19 protein-coding genes are annotated in these 22,078 nt (G+C 38.7%); 10 read left to right on the top strand and 9 right to left on the bottom strand.

Features of this window, described 5'->3' with window-relative positions:
* Positions 1 to 141: 141 nt before the first annotated feature.
* Positions 142 to 1,065 (bottom strand): mechanosensitive ion channel family protein, encoded by a 924-nt coding sequence (locus tag J4051_RS09010; RefSeq protein ID WP_208233548.1) that lies wholly within the window; start codon positions 1,063 to 1,065, stop codon positions 142 to 144.
* 379 nt (positions 1,066 to 1,444) lie between these two features.
* On the opposite strand from J4051_RS09010, the gene J4051_RS09005 reads away from it, so the two are divergent.
* The 10 genes from J4051_RS09005 (at position 1,445) to J4051_RS08960 (ending at position 8,928) form a co-directional block, all read left to right on the top strand.
* A complete protein-coding gene (locus tag J4051_RS09005; RefSeq protein ID WP_208233547.1) occupies positions 1,445 to 2,146 on the top strand; it encodes a hypothetical protein in 702 nt (233 codons plus the stop codon).
* Between the two features lie 228 nt (positions 2,147 to 2,374).
* Positions 2,375 to 2,740, top strand: coding sequence for a hypothetical protein (locus J4051_RS09000; protein WP_208233546.1), 366 nt, complete (start codon positions 2,375 to 2,377; stop codon positions 2,738 to 2,740).
* 53 nt (positions 2,741 to 2,793) lie between these two features.
* A complete protein-coding gene (locus tag J4051_RS08995) occupies positions 2,794 to 3,375 on the top strand; it encodes a GNAT family N-acetyltransferase (RefSeq protein ID WP_236027322.1) in 582 nt (193 codons plus the stop codon).
* A gap of 179 nt (positions 3,376 to 3,554) precedes the next feature.
* Complete coding sequence (locus J4051_RS08990; protein WP_208233545.1) at positions 3,555 to 4,121, top strand: GNAT family N-acetyltransferase; 567 nt, start codon at positions 3,555 to 3,557, stop codon at positions 4,119 to 4,121.
* Positions 4,122 to 4,171: 50 nt separating this feature from the next.
* Positions 4,172 to 4,963, top strand: a complete 792-nt coding sequence (locus J4051_RS08985; RefSeq protein ID WP_208233544.1) for a YoaK family protein — start codon at positions 4,172 to 4,174, stop codon at positions 4,961 to 4,963.
* 138 nt (positions 4,964 to 5,101) lie between these two features.
* A complete protein-coding gene (locus J4051_RS08980) occupies positions 5,102 to 5,434 on the top strand; it encodes an ArsR/SmtB family transcription factor (RefSeq protein WP_208233543.1) in 333 nt (110 codons plus the stop codon).
* Between the two features lie 39 nt (positions 5,435 to 5,473).
* The gene (locus J4051_RS08975) at positions 5,474 to 6,361 is read left to right on the top strand and encodes an arsenite methyltransferase (RefSeq protein ID WP_208233542.1); all 888 of its coding nucleotides are present in this window, start codon (positions 5,474 to 5,476) and stop codon (positions 6,359 to 6,361) included.
* 104 nt (positions 6,362 to 6,465) lie between these two features.
* Positions 6,466 to 7,245 (top strand): HipA family kinase, encoded by a 780-nt coding sequence (locus tag J4051_RS08970; RefSeq protein ID WP_208233541.1) that lies wholly within the window; start codon positions 6,466 to 6,468, stop codon positions 7,243 to 7,245.
* Positions 7,235 to 7,618 carry a DUF3037 domain-containing protein gene (locus tag J4051_RS08965; protein ID WP_208233540.1) on the top strand — a complete coding sequence of 128 codons (384 nt, stop codon included), beginning with the start codon at positions 7,235 to 7,237 and terminating at the stop codon, positions 7,616 to 7,618. The genes J4051_RS08970 and J4051_RS08965 overlap by 11 nt, the downstream gene beginning before the upstream one ends.
* Positions 7,619 to 7,818: 200 nt before the next feature.
* On the top strand, positions 7,819 to 8,928 hold the full coding sequence (locus tag J4051_RS08960) for a formylglycine-generating enzyme family protein (RefSeq protein ID WP_208233539.1): 1,110 nt from the start codon (positions 7,819 to 7,821) through the stop codon (positions 8,926 to 8,928).
* Positions 8,929 to 9,152: 224 nt separating this feature from the next.
* Here the strand turns inward: J4051_RS08960 and J4051_RS08955 are convergent, their stop codons facing one another.
* The 8 genes from J4051_RS08955 to J4051_RS08920 form a co-directional block, all read right to left on the bottom strand.
* A complete protein-coding gene (locus J4051_RS08955; RefSeq protein ID WP_208233538.1) occupies positions 9,153 to 10,580 on the bottom strand; it encodes a glycosyltransferase in 1,428 nt (475 codons plus the stop codon).
* Positions 10,581 to 10,948: 368 nt separating this feature from the next.
* Complete coding sequence (locus J4051_RS08950; protein WP_208233537.1) at positions 10,949 to 12,361, bottom strand: Gfo/Idh/MocA family oxidoreductase; 1,413 nt, start codon at positions 12,359 to 12,361, stop codon at positions 10,949 to 10,951.
* A gap of 168 nt (positions 12,362 to 12,529) precedes the next feature.
* Entirely contained in the window at positions 12,530 to 14,461 is a 1,932-nt protein-coding gene (locus tag J4051_RS08945; RefSeq protein ID WP_208233536.1) for a M1 family metallopeptidase, read from the bottom strand.
* Positions 14,462 to 14,606: 145 nt separating this feature from the next.
* Positions 14,607 to 15,614 (bottom strand): DUF481 domain-containing protein, encoded by a 1,008-nt coding sequence (locus J4051_RS08940; RefSeq protein WP_208233535.1) that lies wholly within the window; start codon positions 15,612 to 15,614, stop codon positions 14,607 to 14,609.
* Positions 15,615 to 16,037: 423 nt separating this feature from the next.
* A complete protein-coding gene (locus J4051_RS08935; protein ID WP_208233534.1) occupies positions 16,038 to 16,913 on the bottom strand; it encodes a cation diffusion facilitator family transporter in 876 nt (291 codons plus the stop codon).
* 150 nt (positions 16,914 to 17,063) lie between these two features.
* Positions 17,064 to 18,806 (bottom strand): efflux RND transporter periplasmic adaptor subunit, encoded by a 1,743-nt coding sequence (locus J4051_RS08930; protein ID WP_208233533.1) that lies wholly within the window; start codon positions 18,804 to 18,806, stop codon positions 17,064 to 17,066.
* Between the two features lie 13 nt (positions 18,807 to 18,819).
* Positions 18,820 to 19,302, bottom strand: coding sequence for a DUF305 domain-containing protein (locus tag J4051_RS08925; RefSeq protein ID WP_208233532.1), 483 nt, complete (start codon positions 19,300 to 19,302; stop codon positions 18,820 to 18,822).
* 16 nt (positions 19,303 to 19,318) lie between these two features.
* A complete protein-coding gene (locus J4051_RS08920; protein ID WP_208233531.1) occupies positions 19,319 to 22,045 on the bottom strand; it encodes a heavy metal translocating P-type ATPase in 2,727 nt (908 codons plus the stop codon).
* Positions 22,046 to 22,078: the final 33 nt, after the last annotated feature.

Here is a 22,078-nt window from a genome sequence, read left to right as displayed (position 1 = left end):
AAGCAGTAGAACTATCACTGTAATTACGGTGCAGGCCCATTCATTAGGGGCCATCCTATCCTGCTTTGGAGTATTCCATGGCGTATTCCTAAATCAAGAACCTCGGGGTATTAAAACCCACTCGTGGGAATCAACCTAATTTTAGCGCAAGGCACCTTCAGGAAACCTCACCTTATCTGGTTCTGCATTCAACATTGGCAAAGCTGCTCTTAAAATTCGATTGCGCCGTCCAGTAGTATCTTGTGGTTCTACAGGGTAGGAAATGACGGCTTCCATCCAGGCAAATGTGTTGATCCTGAAATAGACGGCAGGTTCCCATTGCTTATTCTTACTGGTTAAACGTTCAGGATAGCGCTCTTTAAAATCATCACTGGCAGCTTTCAACAAACAGTCTTCCACAAACTGTAAGTTGCTGGTATAGGCTACTTGAATGGCTGTTTCATTCCATATAAATGGAAGTTGGGGACCAGAATAATTAATAATTTCCTCTCTTAAAATCAAGCTGTTAGGAAACCGGATCACCCGTCCACTTGATCTATCATTGCCTAAATAATCGCCACTACACTCCAAAATTATAGTGTCCAAATAACTTATTTCTATGACATCACCACGAAGTCCGTTGATCTGAATACGATCGCCTACCAAGTAAGAGCGTCGGAAAATCAAATAGACCCAAGCTATAAATGATGCAATAGGCGCTTGTAACGCGAATCCTAAAACCAGAGAAATTAAACCAAAACTGACCGCTGCCGCGTAGATATTTTGAAACAAAAAAGCGACGACAACAATAAGGTTCAATACAATTGTAAGAAATCTTATAATTCGCAATAGATTATAGCGATCGCCTTCAAGATAGTTTTGGCTATCGACTATCCTCGAAATAATTTTACTAATTAGAAGGATTAAAGAAATTAAAAACAGGCTGATGCTCAACTTTTTGAATACAGGAATATATTCTTCCCAAGGATCAAAAATATTCAGTTCCAATAAATAATGAACAGCAATTAATACTATTGCCATTACCGAATAAATTACAATCCAAGGTTTGTCTTTCTGAATTTTCATAAAACTTTTCTTCTTTGACAGGTGAAATTAATACTTCTAATCAAATTAGCAGTGTATTTACATCCGAAAGTCTATTATTTCTGTTGTAAAAAATAGTGCCTGTTTCGAATATAAGATTTTATCAAGGTTTAAAAAAATGAGGCCTCAATTCGTTTAAAAAGATCGTTCAAGCAAAAGCGGTAATTGGTCTTAGACACAACCAAACCCTAAGCACTCGAAGTCTTTTATATTAAATGAAGAGTCGGTATTTCAAAAGAGTCAAACTTGTTCTATATTTGCCGATTGAGATAATTAGTGAAACGTGCTGACCAGTTGCTACTTATAGTATCTGAACAAGCATATTACATTGAGAAAAAACCTAACTATTAAAACCAGAATTATGCCAGATCAAAAAGTATTTGAAGCAAGTCCTGAAAGCAAAGGGAAAGCAAAACAGTTGCGACTTTTCGCAATGTTGGCCTGGATCATTGCTATTGCAGGTCAGATCTTTGCCATTTTTAAATTAATCAATAACGAAACCCTAGTGTGGTTGATCGTTGTTATTGTGGCCATTTTAGCCCTATCCATCACCGGGTCCATGCTTTGGAAAAAAGCAAATCGGTTAGATCCTGCCTCTGAAAAGGACAAGACAAGATTCTTTGTTCAAAATCAGTTGGGCGCCATCATGGGCGTATTGGCATTTTTGCCTTTAGTCATCCTTATTTTCATGAACAAAGATCTTGACGGAAAAACTAAAGGAATTGCCGGTAGTATAGCAGTCGTCGCTATGTTGATTGCCGGTATTTCTGGGGTCGATTTCAATCCGCCTTCGGTTGAACAATACACCAAGGAAATCAACGAACAAACGACCACTCTAAAAGAATTAAATTTTGACAACGATAATGTCTATTGGACCACCGCCGGAAACAAATACCACATTTTCGAAGACTGTCAACACATTAGAGGCAGAGAAGGCATCTCCAACGGAACTGTAAAGGAATCATGGGAGCAGAAAGGCATTTCTGAACTTTGTAAAACTTGTGAAAAGAACGCTTTAAAAAACAAAGGTACTTCTGAGGAAATCAATGTTGACCCCTCATAAGCTCAGGCACAGACTAATCAAATCATGCATGAGAAATCCGTTTTTGATAATATCGAAAACGGATTTCATATTGTTAGGATGGCTTTCAATGATCTTCTGATTAATACCGACTATGATTTTAAATATCGCATTAAATCTCATAGAAATGAACACGACATTAAGAAATTAAATTGGTATAATTTATACTGAGAAAAAAATGTAAAAAAACGCATAAACCAGAAAGTAGTAATGGGACAAAAACCAGATAAAACCTATGACTATATTTGTTTTAGCGATGTAGTCTACGAACGTGATTCTTCAGATTTTAAAAAAATCGAAAAGAAGATAAAACGGAGATTAAAATATTACAATCTTGGACCTTATGATCAAGAGCGCGTTGCCTATATCAGAAATTTAAAGAATGATTTGTGCAGAGAGATTTCACAATCAACAAAATCTAAATATTACAACAAGTCTGACTTCAATTATGCCGATTTATCCGATTTTGACATTGACAAAATGACCTCTGACTATTTAAAGACCTACACTAAAATCAACGAATCAGATATGTCTCAAATTTTTAAATTTGCAGTTTACATCTATTATATGAGATAGAAAATAGTGTAAAAAAACCAATCTCATACCCAATAAAGACTCAGTAAAACACTATGACCTCAATAAAGATAAGAAAAGCAAACAGAGAAGATTCAGCAGCCATCGCCACTCATTTACTATTGGCCATGGAAGACATTGTATGTGAATTTATTGGTCAAAAGGACCCAAATAAAGCGAGAGATTTTTTAATCCATTTCATACATCAAGAGCAGAATCAATATTCGTATCAAAACTGTTTTGTGGCAGAAGATAATGATCAAATTATTGCTGCTGTCAACATCTACGACGGATCGCAGTTAAATCAATTGCGACTCCCGATCAGTCAGTATATAAAATCACAATTTAAGACAGACTTCAATCCAGAAGATGAAACACAATCAGGTGAGTATTATATCGATTCGTTAGGTGTGAACCCTAACCAACAGGGCAAAGGGATAGGTGCAACAATGCTCAAGTTCTTAATCAATTACTATGTCACCCAAAAAAGACAAACTATTGGGCTCTTGGTAGATGAGGAAAATCCGAAGGCCAAAAAATTATATTTAAAATTGGGCTTTAAATCCGTTGGAGGAAAAATATTGGTGGGCAAGCGTATGGACCACCTTCAAATAAAGCCAGAAACTAAGAGTGTTTAAAACCTCCACGGAAAACAGGTCTAATCACATCTCTAAACCTCAGCCATTTGTGTAAGCTAACTGCCTACTCTAAAAAGTCAACACCTGAGCTTAACGATCCGCATTAATTTGTTAAATTAGCTGCCCCAACGGCATTGCTGATCTTATCCGAAATGTTGGCATTTTAAAACTCATTTCAAATGATAAAAACACGTATAGGACATACGGATGACATTCCCGGTATTCTATCACTTCAGGAAAAATATTTGTACAGAAATCTCAATGCTGTTGAACGGCAAAAAGGTTTTGTGACGACGCCTTTTACAAGTTCTCAAATTGAAGACATCCTTCAACAAAATGGTGTATTTATCGCAGAGAATGAAAACGAGGGTATTGTCGCCTACGCCTTTGCGGGAAGTTGGACGTATTTTGAACAATGGGAAATCTTCAATTTTATGGTCTCCCGATTTCCGAAATTGTCTTTTCATGGAACTCCCATTACCACTGAAAACAGTTTTCAATATGGCCCCGTTTGTATTGATGAAAACTATAGAGGGAAAGGAGTTTTAAACCAACTTTTTGAAGAAATGAGAATTGAATTCTTTAAGAAATATCCAGTTTCGATTACCTTCATAAATAAGGTCAACATCATTTCCGAAAAGGCACACACTAAAAAGCTGGGATGGGAAAAAATAGATGAATTCGAGTTTAACAACAATACCTATATTGGATTGGTATTCGATATGAAAAACTCGGTCTTAAAATAATCTTGTGTCAATATAAAATCGTAAGTTATCACCTAACCATAGAAATCTAAATGTTTAAACATCAAGGAAAAAAAAGAACAGTACAGCACAATCTTCGGATTGCCATCGTCCTATCTTTTGTTGCCGGAATTGTGAACGTTTCAGGTATTTTGGCATTCAACGAATTGACCACAAACGTGACTGGCCATTTTGCGCTATTTATAAGAGATGTGGCAGATTTTAAATTTTGGAAGGGGACAATTTATTTTCTTTATATTTTCTCATTTCTCTTTGGCTCATTTTCATCAAACATACTGATTGAAACTTTTAAAGAAAACAAAAAACTCAATGTTTTCGTTATCCCAACGCTCATTGAATGTGTGATTTTATCTGGAGTTGCCATTATGAGCAATATTCCACAATTTAATTATCCTGAGCTTATGGTGTGTTTGTTGCTTTTCGCCATGGGACTGCAGAACTCCTTCGTCACCAAACTTTCAAATGCCGTAGTGAGAACGACGCATCTTACAGGGTTGTTTACAGATTTAGGTATTGAGCTTTCACAATTGTTTTTTCCAAAAACACACCCTAACAGGAAAGAAATAAAATCGACCATAAAACTCCGATTGTATATCATTGCCTTCTTCTTCTTAGGGGGACTATCCGCAGGGTTTTTTTATTCAACCTTAGAATTGAAATTGAACACCCTGATTCTTGGTGTAGTCATTTTGATATTAAGCCTCTATTATGACGATATGAGACTGAAATTCATTAAAGTAAAACGAAGACAAAAACGACTCCGGGCCTATTCCAATAAAATGCGCAAGCGGGCTGTACTCAAATTCTACAGTAAAAAGCCTTAATTTTTATCTCATTTAATTCAATCAGGAGTTATATTTTTCAGGGGGCAATTTCTGCACAACTTTCAAAAAATAAATAAAAAATATCTTTGATAAGAAAGTCATTCATCGTAATATTGCAATGAAGTAATTTATTGAATTATGGGCATATCCAAAACTGAAATATTTACGGACCAGCAAAACGAAATTGCAGTGTTCGCCAAAGCATTTGGTCATCCTGCACGCGTAGCCATCCTACAACATCTTTTCAAGATCGACACCTGCGTTTGCGGTGATCTGGTCAATGAAATTGGTCTTGCACAACCAACTATTTCACAACATCTTAAAGAGTTGAAAAACTTGGGTCTAATTCAGGGAAGTGTTGAAGGCACTCGAGTTTGCTATTGTATAAATCCAGAAAATTGGACAAAAATGAAACAGATTCTATCGAATTTCTTAAATCAAGATGTTTCCATTAAGAACGATTGCTGCTAAAATCACTGATTATCTAATCATTTTAAAACATTCATTAACATGAAAAAAGAACAAGAATTAAAAGACATCGTCAAAGAACGTTATACGCGAATTGCCGAACAAGGAAAAGCAGAAAACGCAGCTTCCTGCTGTGGTGCCACGACGCCTTCAAACAAGATTTACAATATTATGATGGATGACTATTCTGAGACTGATGGCTACAATGAAGCTGCCGATTTAGGTTTAGGATGTGGACTTCCAACACAATTCGCAAAAATCAAAACAGGCGATACAGTGATCGATTTAGGATCGGGCGCTGGAAACGACTGCTTTGTGGCACGACATGAAACTGGCTCAGAAGGAAAAGTTATTGGTATCGATTTCACCCCTATCATGATAGAAAAAGCGCGTACCAATGCCGAAAAATTGGGCTATAATAATGTGGAATTCAGAGAAGGCGACATTGATGCCATGCCCATCAGCGATAATGTGGCCGATGTGATTGTCAGTAATTGTGTACTGAATCTTGTGCCAAATAAACAAAAGGTAATTGGAGAAATCCATAGAGTACTCAAACCGGGCGGCCACTTTAGTATTTCAGATATTGTTTTGGTAGGGAATCTCCCTGATGCTTTAAAAGAAGATGCGGAAATGTATGCAGGATGTGTTGCGGGTGCCATTCAAAAATCAGAATACCTGCAATTGATCACCGACAGAGGATTTCAAAACGTTACCATTCAAAAAGAAAAACCAATTACCATTCCTGATGATATACTTTCGAAATATCTCTCAGCAGATGAAATAAATGCGTTTAACAAAGACGCCACAGGAATTTTCAGCATTACTGTGTACGCCGAAAAAGAAGGCACAGTGTCAGAAAAGCCTAAAATAAAACTATCTGAGATATCTGAGGGTCTTACTTGCTCACCAGATACGGGCTGTTGCTAAATAAAAACAATCAAATTGCTCGGGTGACTGAAAAATCATGTCTGATCTTAATAATGTATTTTTTTGATGCCTGAGCAATTTACTTTTTCACTACCTTCGTTTCTATGAATACACTCGATATTCGCACCGTTGATGTGGTGCAATATGTTAGCCCTCTACGCGAAGGCGGCTCACTTCCTGCAATTGTAAAAGCCGACGATGGATTTATGTATGTGCTTAAATTCAGGGGTGCCGGACAGGGCAAAAAAGCACTCATAGCCGAATTTATTGGTGGTGAATTAGCAAGGACCATTGGCTTAAAAGTTCCGGAAGTGGTTTTTATGAATCTTGACGATTCCTTCAGCAAAACTGAACCTGACGAAGAAATCCAGGATTTATTGAAGTTTAGCGTCGGTCTCAATCTCGGGCTACACTTCTTATCGGGAGCCATCACTTTTGACCCCTTGGTGAATCAAATAGATGGCGTACTTGCTTCAAAATTGGTACTATTGGACAGTATTATCAGTAATATTGATCGGACCCCAAAAAATCCAAACCTGTTGATTTGGAATAAAGAACTATGGGTTATTGATAACGGTGCGAGTTTTTACTTTCATCACAATTGGCCAACCTGGGAGAACCATCTCACCCGATCTTTTCCACTCATTAAAGATCACGTTTTATTGGCGCAGGCCACACAATTACCTGCAGCAGCAAAGAGTATTGAACTGTCACTTCTTCCTGAAAAAATTGTCGACATTATAGCAAGCATTCCAGAGGATTGGTTGATCCATGAAGGCGAAACGCTCACCCCAGATGAGATGCGAGCTGCTTATATCCTTTATCTGACCACCAAACTTTCAATGATTGATGTATTAGCAAAAGAAGCTCAAAATGCAAGATAAAGTGACTTATGAATATGCCATTATCAGGATCGTTCCGAAAGTTGAGCGGAAAGAATTCTTTAATGTTGGCGTGCTTCTTTTTTCAAAACGAAAAAACTTTCTTGGGGTCAAATATAAAATCGACAAAAAGAAACTGGAAGCTTTTTCAGAAGATTTGGACATCACGATGTTGAACGATCACTTAAAAGCATGGGAAGAGGTTTGCAAAGGGCGTCCGAAAGGAGGCTGCATTGGAGAATTTGAAGTATCGGACCGATTTAGATGGTTGGCGGCTTCAAGAAGCACCATCATCCAAAGTTCCAAAACACATTCTGGATTGTGCACAGATCCACAGAAGGAATTGGATCTTCTATTTGAGACGTTTGTTTTATAAATTAGAATACCATATACCGTTGCTCCTATTTTGATTATATCTAATTTTAATTACCACAACAGCACTATCTTTCTAATCAATCGCCAGGCTCTACTACGCAAGAAGAAGCACTTCAATTCTCGGCACTAATTAAATTATTTGAGTAAATTTACATTTGGGAATTTCTAACCAAATGCAATCCCTTGCTAAAACCTCGTTTCATGCCAAATCACACATATAAAAACTCGCTGTTTTTTGTCTTTTCTATAGTCGCTTTTATGAGCTGCAAGAATCCTTCCGCCGAAAAAAAAGCAGCTATTGTGGAAATTCCAAAACATGACTTACTGAAAGAACAACCACAAGACATGGCCACTCCAGAAGGTATGGTTTGGGTAGCAGGGAAAACCTTTGTGCAAGGAGCCAAACAGGGCGATGAATTTGCCATGCCAAGAGAGCAGCCTGCCCATGAAGTTACCGTAGATGGATTTTTCATTGATGTCACAGAGGTGACGAATAAACAATTCAGCGCTTTTGTGGATGCCACTGATTATATGACCGTGGCAGAACGTCCAATTGATTGGGAAGAGATGAAAAAAGAGTTACCAGAAGGCACGCCTAAACCAGCAGACAGTGTTCTACAACCTGGTAGTTTGATCTTTAACAAAAACTTGAATATGGTGGCCAATATGAACAACTACACACAATGGTGGACTTGGAAAATTGGCGCCAATTGGAAACATCCCGAAGGCCCAAATAGTTCTATTGATGGCAAAGATGATTATCCTGTAGTACATATTGCTTACGAAGATGCCATTGCCTATTGCAAATGGGCCAATAGACGCTTACCTACCGAGGCGGAATGGGAATCTGCAGCCCAAGGCAAGGATACAAAAGGCATATATACATGGGGCAATGATCCTGCACAATTGAATGCATCGGCAAACACATGGCAAGGCACGTTTCCTGTAAAAAACGAAAGCACGGACGGATTTGCACTGATCGCTCCAGTTAAATCCTATCCTCCCAATAGTATTGGCGTCTATGATATGCTTGGTAATGTATGGGAATTGACCAGCGATTGGTTCAATGTGGAATCTTATAAACAATTGGACACTTCAAAACCTTTGATCAATCCTAAAGGCGCAGATCAGACTTACAATCCCGCTAATCCCTATGCAAAAGAGCATGTCATTAAGGGCGGTTCCTTTTTATGTCATGCCTCGTATTGTGCGAGTTTCAGGATTTCAGCACGAATGGGTACCAGTTGGGATTCTGGATCTGACCATTCTGGATTTAGAACGGTGGCTACGGTGGAGATGTTGAGGGAATAGGGTTTGGTTTTCAGTTTTCAGTCGCAGTACTCAGTCGCAGTTTTCAGTTGATGTTTTGAGTGATCAATATTCAGGATTCAGTACGCACTTCTTTCCTCGTTATCCGTTGTCTGTTGTCCAAGTATCAGTCATCAGATATCCTAAAATGAAAAAGGATCACGACTTATTTATAAGCCGCAATCCCTTAACATATTTACTACACTTCCGAAGAAAAGTTGTTTTATTTATTTTTCTGGCAATTCACGTGTCAACCATCCTCTTCTACTTGCCGTTGCAATAGCGTAAGGCGTTATCCAGAACAAACCAAAAGTATAAAGCACACTATACGAATAGGCCCAAAAGGATTCTGATAGTTTATAATTTTTTGCGTAAAACAACACCGGAAAACTTGATAGAATTAAGATACTGAAAAATGTAGAGCTTATAAAAAGCACGGGGTGCATGATGACGAAAAACAACATAAACACTAAGAACGGATAGCTCATTATTATTTTTGAAGATTGACTAATAAACAATAGTCGGGTCCCCAATTTAGAGCCTTCTCTAAAGTTCGTGAATACATATTTTGACATTTGTATATTCTCACGCACATTACTTCTCCCCCATCTAATAAACATCTTGTACAAGCCTTTATATTGCTCAGGCACATTGGTATAACAATAAGCGTTTTTTTGAAAAAGCACGTGCTTACCTTGTTTTAAAATCATATTGGTCATGGCACGATCTTCCCCAATATCTGAAGGTTGTCCCATAAAGGTTTGGTTGATCCAATCTTCAAGACAAGCAAAAACTGCCGATCTACGGTATGCCGCCAACGCCCCTGGTGTACAAAGTACAGAGTTGAGACTACTTTCTGCCGAACGTACGAATTCAAAACTCAATACAAAACTCACGTTCAACATTTTAGGTAATAATGCTCTTTCGTTATTCAGCACACGGATATTACCAGCTACTGCGCCACAATTTTCATTGACCACAAACGGGCTCACCAAATTTCTCAAGGTGTCCGGTTTAACAACTGAATCACTATCTACAGTTACAAAAACCTCACCTTTACCTAAGTTAAATCCACGGTAGAGTGCATGACGTTTTCCCTTATTTTTAGGTTGTTGAAAAATAGACACTCGGTCTCCTAATTTCTTTTTTGCCTGTTGCATCCAGTACCAGGTATCGTCCTTACTGCCATCATCAATCGCCAGTAATTCCAATTTACCTTCTGGATAATCACTATCCGCCAAACTCATTAAGGTATCCCAAACCTGTTTGCCTTCGTTATAGGCTGGTACAATTACGGTACAGGTTGGCAATTCTTCATTCGACACTGACTTAACAGCTTTATATCTGAAATAAAGAAATAAGTTGTAGATAAAAAAGCCTGCTTTAAAAACAAATAGGCCGGTAGCCACAACTAAAAATATAAGTCCAAAAGTAGAATTGATACGATCCTCTCTAAACTGCTGAAAATCGTTTTGAAGATCAAATACTAAAAACCCAGAACCAATCATCAGTATAAAAGTACTGACCAACACCACCACTCCCCATGGATTGATCGATTTTACTGGAGATAAACTATTAAAAAACGAACCTTTCTTCGAAGTTCCGATAGATACATTGGTCTCTTTTGAGATTTGCGTTTGATTTGAATTTGTCATTTTTGTGTTCATAGATGATAATCCCGAATAATTGTTTGTTTTATGATTCATGTTCATCATACTATTAGCAACACCTATGCCATCACAAAATTCATCGGTTTTAGGGCTATTATTGTATTTATCGGGATATAAAGTGTGTAAGAATTACACGTATTAGGGGATTTTATACATGTTTTTACACAGTTGTCTACCTCGTAAAACTTGACATTCTTAAACAGAAGAACATTTATAGTGTTTTTAAAATAACTCACCATGCTTTAAAATCAGAAATCCTTCCCATTTCAAATGAATTGGGAAGGATTTACTTTATCTATTCCAAAATCCAACACCAAACGAGTACTGGATTTAAAATTCTTAATTACTAAATCTTATTTACCATAAAGCACATTCGTTGTACCGCCACCAGCCAAACTCACATCTACAGGCTTATTGGATTTCCAATGTCCACGCGTAAAATCAGGCACATCTACAGAAGCCGCACGGTTTGCGACTGAATATTCACTTAGAGGTGTAATGGCGCTCCATAAAGCGGCATCATAAACATCTTGATCTAACGGAAGTCCGTTACGCAGACAGTCGATCAATCGCCAATCCATCATGAAATCCATACCGCCGTGACCGCCCACTTGTTTGGCCAATTCACCTACTTTTTGAACAATTTCTGGGGTATATTTTTCTTCTACAGCTTTAAATTCTTCATCATTTAACCACGAATGTCCTTTCCCAATTTTAGCCGTTGGCCATTTTCTGGCAATAGCCTCGGTGCCACTTACCAAGTGGATACGAGAATAGGGCCTTGGCGAACTGACGTCGTGTTGAATCATGATGCTTCGTCCGTTTTTGGTTTTGATCATGGTCGTGTTCATATTTCCTCTAAAATCGGCGTCCACATAGGGTTCGAAGAATTCATCTTTTGCCGCCAAACTTTTAGCCATTGGATTCATGGAGAAATCCGCACTTGAAAGCGATGTTAAGTAATCCATCTGATCCCCTCGGTTCACATTCATGATCTGACAGATTGGACCTAAACCATGAGTCGCATAGAGATTTCCATCGCGACCAATATTTTCCTTAAGTCGCCACATGTCCTGATAGGCATTCTTGTTAAAATTTAAATCGACAAGATCATGGATATAAGCTCCTTCACCGTGGATGATCTCGCCAAAATAACCTTGTCGTGCCATATTCAGGGTGAGCAATTCAAAAAAGTCATAACAACAATTTTCGAGCATCATGCAATGCATTTTGGTCTTTTCTGAGGTCTCTACCAACTCCCAGCATTCGTCAATAGTTTTGGCTGCGGGCACCTCAATGGCAACATGTCTTCCGGCGTTCATGGCATAAACGGCCATTGGTACATGTAATGCCCATGGCGTTGCAATATAGATCAGGTCTAAGTCTTCAGTATCGATCATGTCTTTCCAAGCGTCTTCACTGCCACTATATAGTTTTGGATTGTGCGACGTGCCATCCAATAATTTTTTGGCACTTTCGGCTTGCTTCGGTCTTAAATCACATAATGCTTTAATTTCGACACCTTCTATATAACTCATTCGTTTTACAGCCCCTGGACCGCGCATGCCCAAACCAATAAAACCAATTTTAACCGTATCTATTTTTGGCGCAGCATATCCTGACATATTAAATCGGGAGGCGCCATAATTAGGTGGCGCCGCAATTCCTGAAGTCGTACCACAACTTACCAATCCACCAGTGGCAATACCAAGTCCTGCAAGACCACTTAGTTTTAAAAAATTCCTTCTGTTATTTGTATTGCTCATGTCTATGATATATATTTTTTCTAATGTTCCAATTTTTTAATCTCAATTTCCATTAGAAATTGTTTAGAATCTGAAAGATATTCCCTTTTACCAAGTCTTCCAAAATAGATCAGCTTAAAAAGAAAAAGCCTCTAAGTTATTGAAAATTTAGAGGCTTTAATTATATGGTTAGAGTTTATTCCACGTATCATTTAGTATATTGACATCTGCCAACATCTTGTTCGGATCCAGAACAACACGTTGTACTTCTTTTGTTGTTTTCAATAGATGGCTCCAGCTATTGCCACGCTGCCAAATTTCTACAGGAAGTCTTACATTTTCAGTGGTATCATCCGTATAAATCACCTGAAGTTCAACAGGCATTGGGATTTGTCCATTGTTTTCAACTGTGATCAGATAATTGCCTTGGTAAGGTTCCACGGACGTAATACCCATATCGATATTACCATTACCATAAAACCAGCCCTTCCAAAAATAGGACAGATCTTCGCCTGCGACATTCTCCATATGATTGAAAAAATCATTTGGTTGTGGATGTTTATATGCCCAGTGACGGATGTAACTCTTAAAAGCATTATCAAAACGCTCAGGACCCAATATATATTCGCGAAGCATAAAAAGACCCGCTGCAGGCTTGTAATAAGCCGTGTAACCCAAATTTCTTGCATTGGCCACCTCTGGAGACGTATCAATACCTTCACGATTTTCAAACGTGAGGTATCTCACCAAAGTACGGGGTTTATCCGTGTAAGATGGATATTCACCATTGTTGAAAGCCACCGTACTGTAATGGTTGATGAAGGTGTTAAAACCTTCGTCCATCCATGGGTAACGGCGCTCGTTTGATCCAACAATCATTGGAAACCAGTTATGACCAAATTCGTGATCGGTAACGCCCCATAAATCTTCACCCTTGCTTTGAAAATGGCAAAAACTAACGCCCGGATATTCCATTCCACCAACATTGGCTGCAACATTTATCGCATTGTGATAAGGATAAGGATAATAGGTGTTTGAATAAAATTCCACGGATGCTTTGCTATATTCAGTAGAACGTGACCAAGCACCATTGCCGTCACTTTCCTTAGGATATACGGATTGTGCCACTCCTGATTTTCCTTCACCCAGATTCATACGGGCGGCATCCCAAATAAATGCTTTTGACGAAGCCCAAGCCACATCACGCGTATTTTCCATTTTGAAATGCCAGGTCAATGTTCCATTCGTTTTGACTTGTGATACCGGTTTTCCAACCTCGTCAGGTTTGATGATATAAACTGTTTTATCACTTTTTTCAGCTTCCGCAAAACGATCTTGTTGGGTTTTGGTAAGTACGTCTTTCGGATTCTGTAAAATTCCAGAACAGACCACTGTTTGATCTGCCGCCGCAGTTATTTTTACGTCGAAAGTTCCATATTCACAATAGAATTCGCCGGCACCCAAATAAGGTTCTGTATTCCAACCCACTACATCATCAAATACTGCCACACGTGGATACCATTGAGCAATAGCATAAACCGTTCCTGCTTCAGTTTCCAATCGTCCCATTCGGTCCATGCCTTCCACCGGAACTTTGAATTTGAAATTCATTTTTATGGTGGCTTTTCCACCTTTGGCAGCTAATGGTTTATCTAAGAAAAGCTGCATTCTGGTATCGGTAATGATATGTTTTGAAGAGGTTCCCGTTTCTGTTTTTGCCGAAATATTTGACAATTCGAAACCACCTTCAACATCACCGCTGTAACGGCTTCCCAAGACGGACGTCGTTAATGTGCCACGCGAGTTTTCGGTAAAGCGATTTTGCTCCAAATAAATCCATATAAAATCCAAGGTTTCTGGACTGTTATTGGTGTAATGAATGGTGACATCTCCTGAAACCGTGTGATTTTTTTCGTCTAAAGTCACTTCCAAATTATAGTCGGCAGCGTTTTGCCAATATTCCGGACCGGGTTTCCCTGACGCCGTTCGATAGACATTACCTTGACGATAAGTAAAATCGTCAAATAAATGTTGATTGCCATAATTTGCTTCTTGCGCGAGGATTGAAAGTGGAAGAAGGAAAGCAAACAGCCCCAAGATGCTGCTTTTAAAGTATCTCATAATTGAACATATTTAATTAAAATAAGAAAGCGAAGATACTAATTTGAGAGGATGTAATCCTACTGAAAGCGCTTTTAAGAAAGGATGTCCCCAATTTTTATACAAATACTACAGACGCTGAGAAGGGTATAAAAGTGATTTCACATTAAAGTTCCCAACCCACAGTGGTTCGAAAAACATAATCATCATAAGACGCTCCCTCCACGGGTTTGTTGTCATAATTATAGTTGAAACCTAATTTCACAAATAAATCCAGTGGTAAATCATATTTAAGATCTATTTTAAAATCGGTTCTCACCCTTTTTTTCTCCGTTAAACTGGGATATATCGTGACTCCTGAAACTAAACTCAAATCATTAAAATCAAATAAATTGACTTCTAAAGCAGCAAAAGCTTCTCCACTATTTCTGTTATCATCTACTGTATCTGTATAATCTTCAACACTATAAGCAATACCCAAAGCACCCGCAAGGAACATTTGATTACTATGGATAAAGTATGTTCCAAAACCCAATTTATTGGTTAATCTCATTTTTAACTTCTGCTCGCTATTGGACAAGTATTCTGATTGAAAAATTAAAAAGTTATCGTTTTTTAAAAAATAATTAAAAGACAGTTCACCATGAGTACGTTGGATTTCCTCAACGTTATCTTGATTACTTCTCACGGCGTTAAAGGTTGATCCTATGCTGTAGTAATCTGATGTGTAGCCTAAAGTGCCATCCAAAGTCAGTTGGCTTAAATTGCTGGCTTTTGATAAATTAAATCCAAATGCCATTGTCGCATTTAAACGCGACACAAAATCATCTTTAACAGGTTTGATGAAAACGATATCATTGATACCAATAACATCACCATTTAGAACAAGTGTAGAATTCGCAGGGTCAGTATCAAAACCTGTAACCTTATAACGTTGGCCATCAGTCGTGGTTACCAAAAAATTTTCGATACTTGTTATCGCTCTGACTTTTTTCCATTTAACTTTTAAATCGCTGCTACTGTAAGGGGTTTTTATAATTAAAACGCCGCGATCCATTTTTTTCAACTCTCCCACAATCCGATCTCCATTAGTCAATACTAAAGTATCGTTTTGCGAAAACGCACTCAGGGAAAATAGAAAACCAATGCAGAATACCAATAATTTTAAACTCATTTGAGATGTTATTTTTAAATGTCAAAGGTAGTAATCCTATCCATGGAATTAAGGATGTACATCTGATTTAGCGATAAATATCTTGAAAAGGACTTTTATTCCCTCTTCAATATTTAACCACTAAATCACGATAGATAAAAGCCACATATTAAGCCTTAAATATCTTTTTTAGAGATTTTTAAAACAGACTAAAAGTCTGTTGCATTCGTGAAATAGAAAGTAAAGTTTTTTCGCACAACTTATCAGGAAAGAATTTGTGAAAATTCGTGTCAAAATTTTTAGAAGATAATCTATATGGACTTAGCATACCTCACGGTTCATTCAGGCTGGCTTTCAAATTTATTTGAGATCAATGAAATGATTTCCAATTAGAAGTTAAAGCTCTTTTCAATGCTGAGCCTCAAATCGCATGAGTAAGTATTGTCAAAAATAATGATTAGGTTCAATATGAATGAGTACTTCAGCCAAATTTGGAATTTTCTCTTGTAAATAATCTTTGAGCTCATGCGATATTTCATGACCCAATTTTACCGTAATCTCTCCATCCACAATGGCATGTAAATCGACGTGAAATTTCATTCCGGATTTTCGGACCATACATTTCTCAGTCCCCAGAACTCCTGGAACTTCAATTGATCGTGCTCTGATTTCCACTATGAGATCGTCATAAAGTTGTTCGTCCATGATTTCACCCAAAGCCGGCCTGAAAATTAAGTAGCTATTGTACAAAATAAATCCAGACGCGAATAAAGCTGCCCAATCATCCGCATTTTCATAACCTTCTCCGAAGATAATGGCAATTGAAATACCGATAAACGCCATTACAGAAGTAATAGCATCACTCCGATGGTGCCAAGCATCTGCTTTTAGCGACGAGCTATTGGTTTGCTTGCTTTTCCTGACCACAATTTGAAAGGAGGTTTCTTTCCAAATAATAATCAAAGCTAACACAATTAAGGTCCATCCTTTTGGAGTTTCATGAGGCGTTTGAATGTTTTGAATACTCGTATAAGCAATAATTGTAGCAGAAATCACCAGAAATGCAACCACTGCAAATGTGATCAATGGTTCGATTTTTCCGTGGCCATAGGGATGATTTTTATCTGCCGGTCGTTTGGCGTATTTAAATCCCAACAACACCAAAAATGAAGCAAAAATATCAGTGGTAGATTCTATCGCATCGGCAATGAGCGCATGGGAGTTTCCGAAAAACCCAGCCAAGCCTTTTATGATAGCCAAACAGGTGTTCCCGATGATACTGAAGTAAACAGTTCGTATGGCGGTTTTTTCGTTTCTCATTTACTTATTCAAGTCCCATATCAATACTTAGGAATTAATCCATAACTCTAAATTAACGAAAAGAAGTCTCTCAAAGCATTATTATAGTTAAGGAAAAGAAATCTTAAATTAAGTCAAAACCACAATTTTCATTTATAGAGCCCCCTTAAGTTAGTTTATTTCATCCGTGATCTCTCCACAACGCAACATGCTCGCTCCAAAATACGGATTCAGGATTTCTTCCTCTGTGCTCATCCAAAATGCACCAAGATCTCCCTTCACCATGGGGCAATAATCCACATATACTTTTTGATTGATGCCAAAAGTTTTTACGGCATTTATTAAGTGAGCCGAAAGATGGATGAAATGATCTCTTTGTTCATCAATATCCGAAGTTTTTGAAATGGCGAGTGCAGATTCTTGCAGTTCTTTATCCAATAACATCCAGTGGCTATGCCCTGGCTCTTCTTTTACCAATTTCATATCCACTTTTTGAAGGCTTTTAAGTAAGTCGCCAGCCGCTTTTTTTGGAGTCTCTGCATTGTCGTTAACCAGAGCCTTTTTCATGGTCAGATAATCATCAAACACTGCTTTTAGCTGATCTTGGAACTTTGATGGCACTTCCACCCTATCAATGCCAGCAAGATGACCTGTAGGATCCATCTCCGGCTGTCCAACGGGGTTCATCATACTTCTTTTACCTTGAAGCTGTGCTGCCGCGTCAACTGTAAACGTACCATTCACCACGACTTCTTCGCCATTGGACAAACCTTCAGCAATTGTATAATTTTCGCCATTTTTAGACCCTAACGTAACCTCACGCATTTCGAAAATAGGTTCATCTGGACTGGTTTTCACATATACCAAAGATCTATTTCCCGTCCAAAGGACCGCAGATGCAGGGACACTGATCAACGCTTGTTTTTCTCCGCTTTTTGCTACCTGAACTTTTGAGGTGACGAACATTCCTGGTTTTAAAATAGCCTCTTTATTATTTAAAGTTGCTCTAACTGAAACGGTTCGGGATAGGGTATTTAAACTTGGGTCGATAAACGATATCGTGGCTTCAAATTCCTTATTTGGGTATGCATTGGAAGTCACTGTTATTTTTTGGCCGACCTTTAACTGCGAAATCTGATTTTCATAAGCGTCAAACATCGCCCAGACCGTTCCTAAATTACTGACTTTTACTATCGGTTGTCCTTGTTTAACATAGTCGCCCTCTTCAGTCATTTTCTCTGAAACCGTACCCGAAACCGTCGCATAAATCGGGAAGTTCTCTCTAACTTTTCCTGAAGTCTCAATTTGGCTAATCTGATCTTCGGACAGTTTCCAGAGTTTTAATTTATTTCGAACAGCATTGTACAGTGCAGGTTGTGATGCTTTCATTGAAGCTGCGGTCAACAATTCCTGTTGTGCCGCCACAAGCGCTGGAGCGTAAATAGTAGCCAACAATTGTCCTTTACGAACGTTTTCACCCGTAAAATTGACGTTTAATTTCTCTATTCGCCCTTCAAAATAACTGGCTTGCACCGCATTGGCTTCTTCATTGGGCATAATCTTGCCAGATAGCATCAAAGAGTTTCCTTCTGTTTCAGAGGCATTCCCCACCACCATCGTATGGATATTTGCCAAAGCCATGGCGTTGGTTGTCATTTTTATTTCGTTCAACGCGAGGCCTTCGCCACCTGCATCTGCTGGAATTAAATCCATCCCGCAGAGTGGGCAATCTCCTGGTTCGGGCTGCATAATTTGTGGGTGCATGGAACAGGTCCACATTTGAGCAACTGCTTCTGAATGCTCATGATTGTCTGAATTTGCCGTCGTGTTTCCAGAATCTCCACCGAAGAGTAAAAATCCTACTAACAAACCTACAATCAAGGCAACAGCCGTGTAAATGATATTCTTTTTCATTTAATTTAATATTTTATTTATTGTTCTCTAAGCGTTTAATTATTGCTTTCATCTCGGCAATTTCTCTTTCTTGTGCTTTAATAATAGCATCTGCTAATTTTCTCACTTCAGGATCTTCAATATCTGCCCTTGAACTGGTCAAAATAGCAATAGAGTGATGCGGAATCATGGCTTTCAACCACAGTAAATCACCAACAACAGGACTTTGTGCTCTTACCAAGCCAAGTGCTCCAACAAACAAGATGAAGCTACCCAATAAAATAGCAATGTTCTTTTTCCTGTTTTGATACATTTTCCGCATAAAAACCCACATGATAACTGCCATGGCTGAAATTCCCAAACAGGTCATATAAAATCGGGTAAGACTAAAATAAACATGATCTATGGCATAGGTATTTAAATACATGGTAACATACATGGCAATAAACGATGCCACAAGCATCAGAATGAATTTTGTATAGTTATTGTTTTTCGAGTGTTCTTTATTTGTTTCCATAATGATTTGTCTTTATTTAAATCTTTGCCGCTCTTAATCTCAAGGCATTCCCAATGACGGATACCGAACTAAAACTCATAGCCAAAGCAGCAATCATGGGTGATAATAAAATTCCGAAAACCGGAAATAAAACACCTGCGGCAATCGGCACCCCTAAAGTGTTATAAACGAGTGCAAAGAAGAGGTTTTGCTTGATATTTTTCATCACAGCGTGGCTTAGTTTCCGAGCTTTAACAATCCCATGTAAATCGCCTTTCACCAAAGTGATCATCGCACTTTCAATAGCAACATCCGTCCCTGTACCCATGGCAATTCCCACGTCACTTTTCGCTAAAGCTGGTGCATCATTAATACCGTCACCAGCCATGGCAACGACTTTACCTTGTTTTTGCAGTTTTTCGACTTCCTTGAGTTTGTCTTCTGGTAGCATGCTCGCTTTAAAATCGGTAAGATGCAGCTCTGTGGCCACCGCTTGTGCCGTGTTGTGATTATCTCCAGTCAACATGATGACTTCAATGCCTCTCTCTTGAAGTTCTTTAATGGCTTTTGCACTGGTAGGTTTTATTTTATCACCGATCACCACATAGCCAACAACTACTTTATCAATGGCCAAGTATGAAACCGTTTTACCTTGTTGCTGAAAAGATTTTGCTTCATTCTCCATTTCTGGACTGATCTCTGCATTGGCATGCTCCATCATTTTAGGATTTCCTAAAGCTACTTTTTGATTGTTAATCGTCGCTTCAACACCCTTACCGGTAACTGCACTAAAGGCCTCTGATTTTATAATTTCGGCTTTTTGTTCTATCCCATATTTTACAGTGGCGTCAGCTAATGGATGCTCACTGTTACTGTTTAGTGAAACGATGTATTCCAATACCTTCTTGTCTGGGAATTCTGGATTAAATGAACCTACTTTTTCAACCGTTGGCTTGCCTTCGGTAATGGTTCCGGTTTTATCAATAATCAACACATCTACTTTATCCATTCGCTCAAGAGCCTCGGCATTTTTGATCAAGACCCCATTTTGAGCGCCTTTACCGACACCTACCATCACGGACATTGGTGTGGCCAATCCTAAGGCACACGGACAAGCAATAATTAATACAGCAATCCCATTGACCAAGGCATAGACATAAGCGGGTTCTGGTCCCCAAATAGCCCAAACTGCGAATGTTATTAACGATATGATCACCACTACAGGAACAAAATAACCAGATATTCTATCGGCTAAATTTTGAATTGGCGCACGACTTCTACTGGCATCATTCACCATATGGATGATTTGGGATAGTAAGGTATCACTCCCCACTTTTTCAGCCTTCATTAAAAATGTTTGATTTCCATTAATCGTTCCACTGCTGACTTTGTCGTCTATAGTTTTACTTACAGGAATCGGCTCTCCGGTGATCATTGATTCGTCGATACTGGTTTCACCTTCAGTAATGACACCATCTACAGGAATTTTTTCCCCAGGCTTTACCTTGAGAATATCATTCAAGACAATTTTATCGATGCTTACCACCACCTCTTCACCATCGACTACTTTCACCGCTTTATTTGGTGCTAATTTCAGTAATTCTTTTACCGCTGAATTGGTTTTGCTATGTGCACGCGCTTCCAAAAGCTGACCTAAAAGTACCAGCGTTAGAATAACGGTTGCCGCTTCAAAATAGACGTGTACTGCACCGGAATCTGACCTAAACTGATCAGGGAAAACATTAGGGAAGAACAGCGCTACCACACTGAATAACCAAGCGACTCCTGCACCGATGCCAATAAGCGTAAACATATTGAGATTCCATGTTTTGATACTTCTATACGCACGTTCAAAGAACATCCAAGTGGCATAAAACACCACTGGAATGGAGAGTGCAAATTGAACCCAATTCCAACTTTTCTGCTCCATAATATCGTACAATGGATTCGTAGTGAGCATTTCGCTCATCGCAATAATGAAGATTGGCAACGTAAACGCCATGGCGATCCAAAACTTCTTCAATAGCTTTTTATAGGTTTTCTCTTCAGAAGACAGGTCGGGTTGCATCGGGACTAAATCCATACCACATATTGGACAGGCCCCTGCTTCATCTTGTACAATTTCAGGATGCATCGGACAGGTCCATTGCTCTGCAGCTATCGCTGATAAATTTTGCTCTTCGACCAAATCCATCCCACAGACAGGACAATCTCCTGGTTTATCGTAGGTTTTATCGCCTTCGCAATGCATTGGACAATAAAAGACGCCCGTACCAACACCTTTTGGTGGTTTTTCTTTCTTGATTTCGGAAGGGTGAGGTGCTTCTCCCACATTATAAATGCTATAACTTCCACCATCATCTTTTAAAACTTCCTGGAATTTTTCGAGTGGAATATGGTTTTCCATTTCGATGGTCGCTTCTTTTTTCTCTAAATTCACGGAAGCACTTGAAACGCCTTCTACATTGGAAAGTGCTTTTTCAACGTGGCTTCTGCACCCATCACAAGTCATTCCCTCTATGCTGTAGGTATGGCTCCTGTGAGGCATTTCTCCCAGATTATAGATGCTATAAGTCCCACCATCATCTTTTAAAGCCTTTTGAAACTTTTCGAGTGGAATATGGTTTTCCATTGCGATGGTCGCCTCTTTTTTCTCTAAATTGACGTTGGCACTCGAGACGCCTTCTACATTGGAAAGTACTTTTTCAACGTGGCTTCTGCAACCATTGCAGGTCATGCCCTCTATGCTGTATATGTGTGTCATAATTTTAAATTTTAGGTTCTTATTGTTCCTATA

The sequence above is a fragment of the Gelidibacter pelagius genome (genome assembly GCF_017581925.1).
Taxonomy (GTDB): Bacteria; Bacteroidota; Bacteroidia; order Flavobacteriales; family Flavobacteriaceae; genus Gelidibacter; species Gelidibacter pelagius.
The sequence above is the reverse complement of the archived record's forward strand: the minus strand, read 5'-3'. Positions and strand labels throughout refer to the sequence as shown.

Excerpts from the sequence above, each read along its gene's own strand:
- J4051_RS09010 (WP_208233548.1), bottom strand. The coding sequence starts at position 1,065 with ATGAAAATTCAGAAAGACAAACCTTGGATTGTAATTTATTCGGTAATG.
- J4051_RS09005 (WP_208233547.1), top strand. The coding sequence starts at position 1,445 with ATGCCAGATCAAAAAGTATTTGAAGCAAGTCCTGAAAGCAAAGGGAAA.
- J4051_RS09000 (WP_208233546.1), top strand. The coding sequence starts at position 2,375 with ATGGGACAAAAACCAGATAAAACCTATGACTATATTTGTTTTAGCGAT.
- J4051_RS08995 (WP_236027322.1), top strand. The coding sequence starts at position 2,794 with ATGACCTCAATAAAGATAAGAAAAGCAAACAGAGAAGATTCAGCAGCC.
- J4051_RS08990 (WP_208233545.1), top strand. The coding sequence starts at position 3,555 with ATGATAAAAACACGTATAGGACATACGGATGACATTCCCGGTATTCTA.
- J4051_RS08985 (WP_208233544.1), top strand. The coding sequence starts at position 4,172 with ATGTTTAAACATCAAGGAAAAAAAAGAACAGTACAGCACAATCTTCGG.
- J4051_RS08980 (WP_208233543.1), top strand. The coding sequence starts at position 5,102 with ATGGGCATATCCAAAACTGAAATATTTACGGACCAGCAAAACGAAATT.
- J4051_RS08975 (WP_208233542.1), top strand. The coding sequence starts at position 5,474 with ATGAAAAAAGAACAAGAATTAAAAGACATCGTCAAAGAACGTTATACG.
- J4051_RS08970 (WP_208233541.1), top strand. The coding sequence starts at position 6,466 with ATGAATACACTCGATATTCGCACCGTTGATGTGGTGCAATATGTTAGC.
- J4051_RS08965 (WP_208233540.1), top strand. The coding sequence starts at position 7,235 with ATGCAAGATAAAGTGACTTATGAATATGCCATTATCAGGATCGTTCCG.
- J4051_RS08960 (WP_208233539.1), top strand. The coding sequence starts at position 7,819 with ATGCCAAATCACACATATAAAAACTCGCTGTTTTTTGTCTTTTCTATA.
- J4051_RS08955 (WP_208233538.1), bottom strand. The coding sequence starts at position 10,580 with ATGACAAATTCAAATCAAACGCAAATCTCAAAAGAGACCAATGTATCT.
- J4051_RS08950 (WP_208233537.1), bottom strand. The coding sequence starts at position 12,361 with ATGAGCAATACAAATAACAGAAGGAATTTTTTAAAACTAAGTGGTCTT.
- J4051_RS08945 (WP_208233536.1), bottom strand. The coding sequence starts at position 14,461 with ATGAGATACTTTAAAAGCAGCATCTTGGGGCTGTTTGCTTTCCTTCTT.
- J4051_RS08940 (WP_208233535.1), bottom strand. The coding sequence starts at position 15,614 with ATGAGTTTAAAATTATTGGTATTCTGCATTGGTTTTCTATTTTCCCTG.
- J4051_RS08935 (WP_208233534.1), bottom strand. The coding sequence starts at position 16,913 with ATGAGAAACGAAAAAACCGCCATACGAACTGTTTACTTCAGTATCATC.
- J4051_RS08930 (WP_208233533.1), bottom strand. The coding sequence starts at position 18,806 with ATGAAAAAGAATATCATTTACACGGCTGTTGCCTTGATTGTAGGTTTG.
- J4051_RS08925 (WP_208233532.1), bottom strand. The coding sequence starts at position 19,302 with ATGGAAACAAATAAAGAACACTCGAAAAACAATAACTATACAAAATTC.
- J4051_RS08920 (WP_208233531.1), bottom strand. The coding sequence starts at position 22,045 with ATGACACACATATACAGCATAGAGGGCATGACCTGCAATGGTTGCAGA.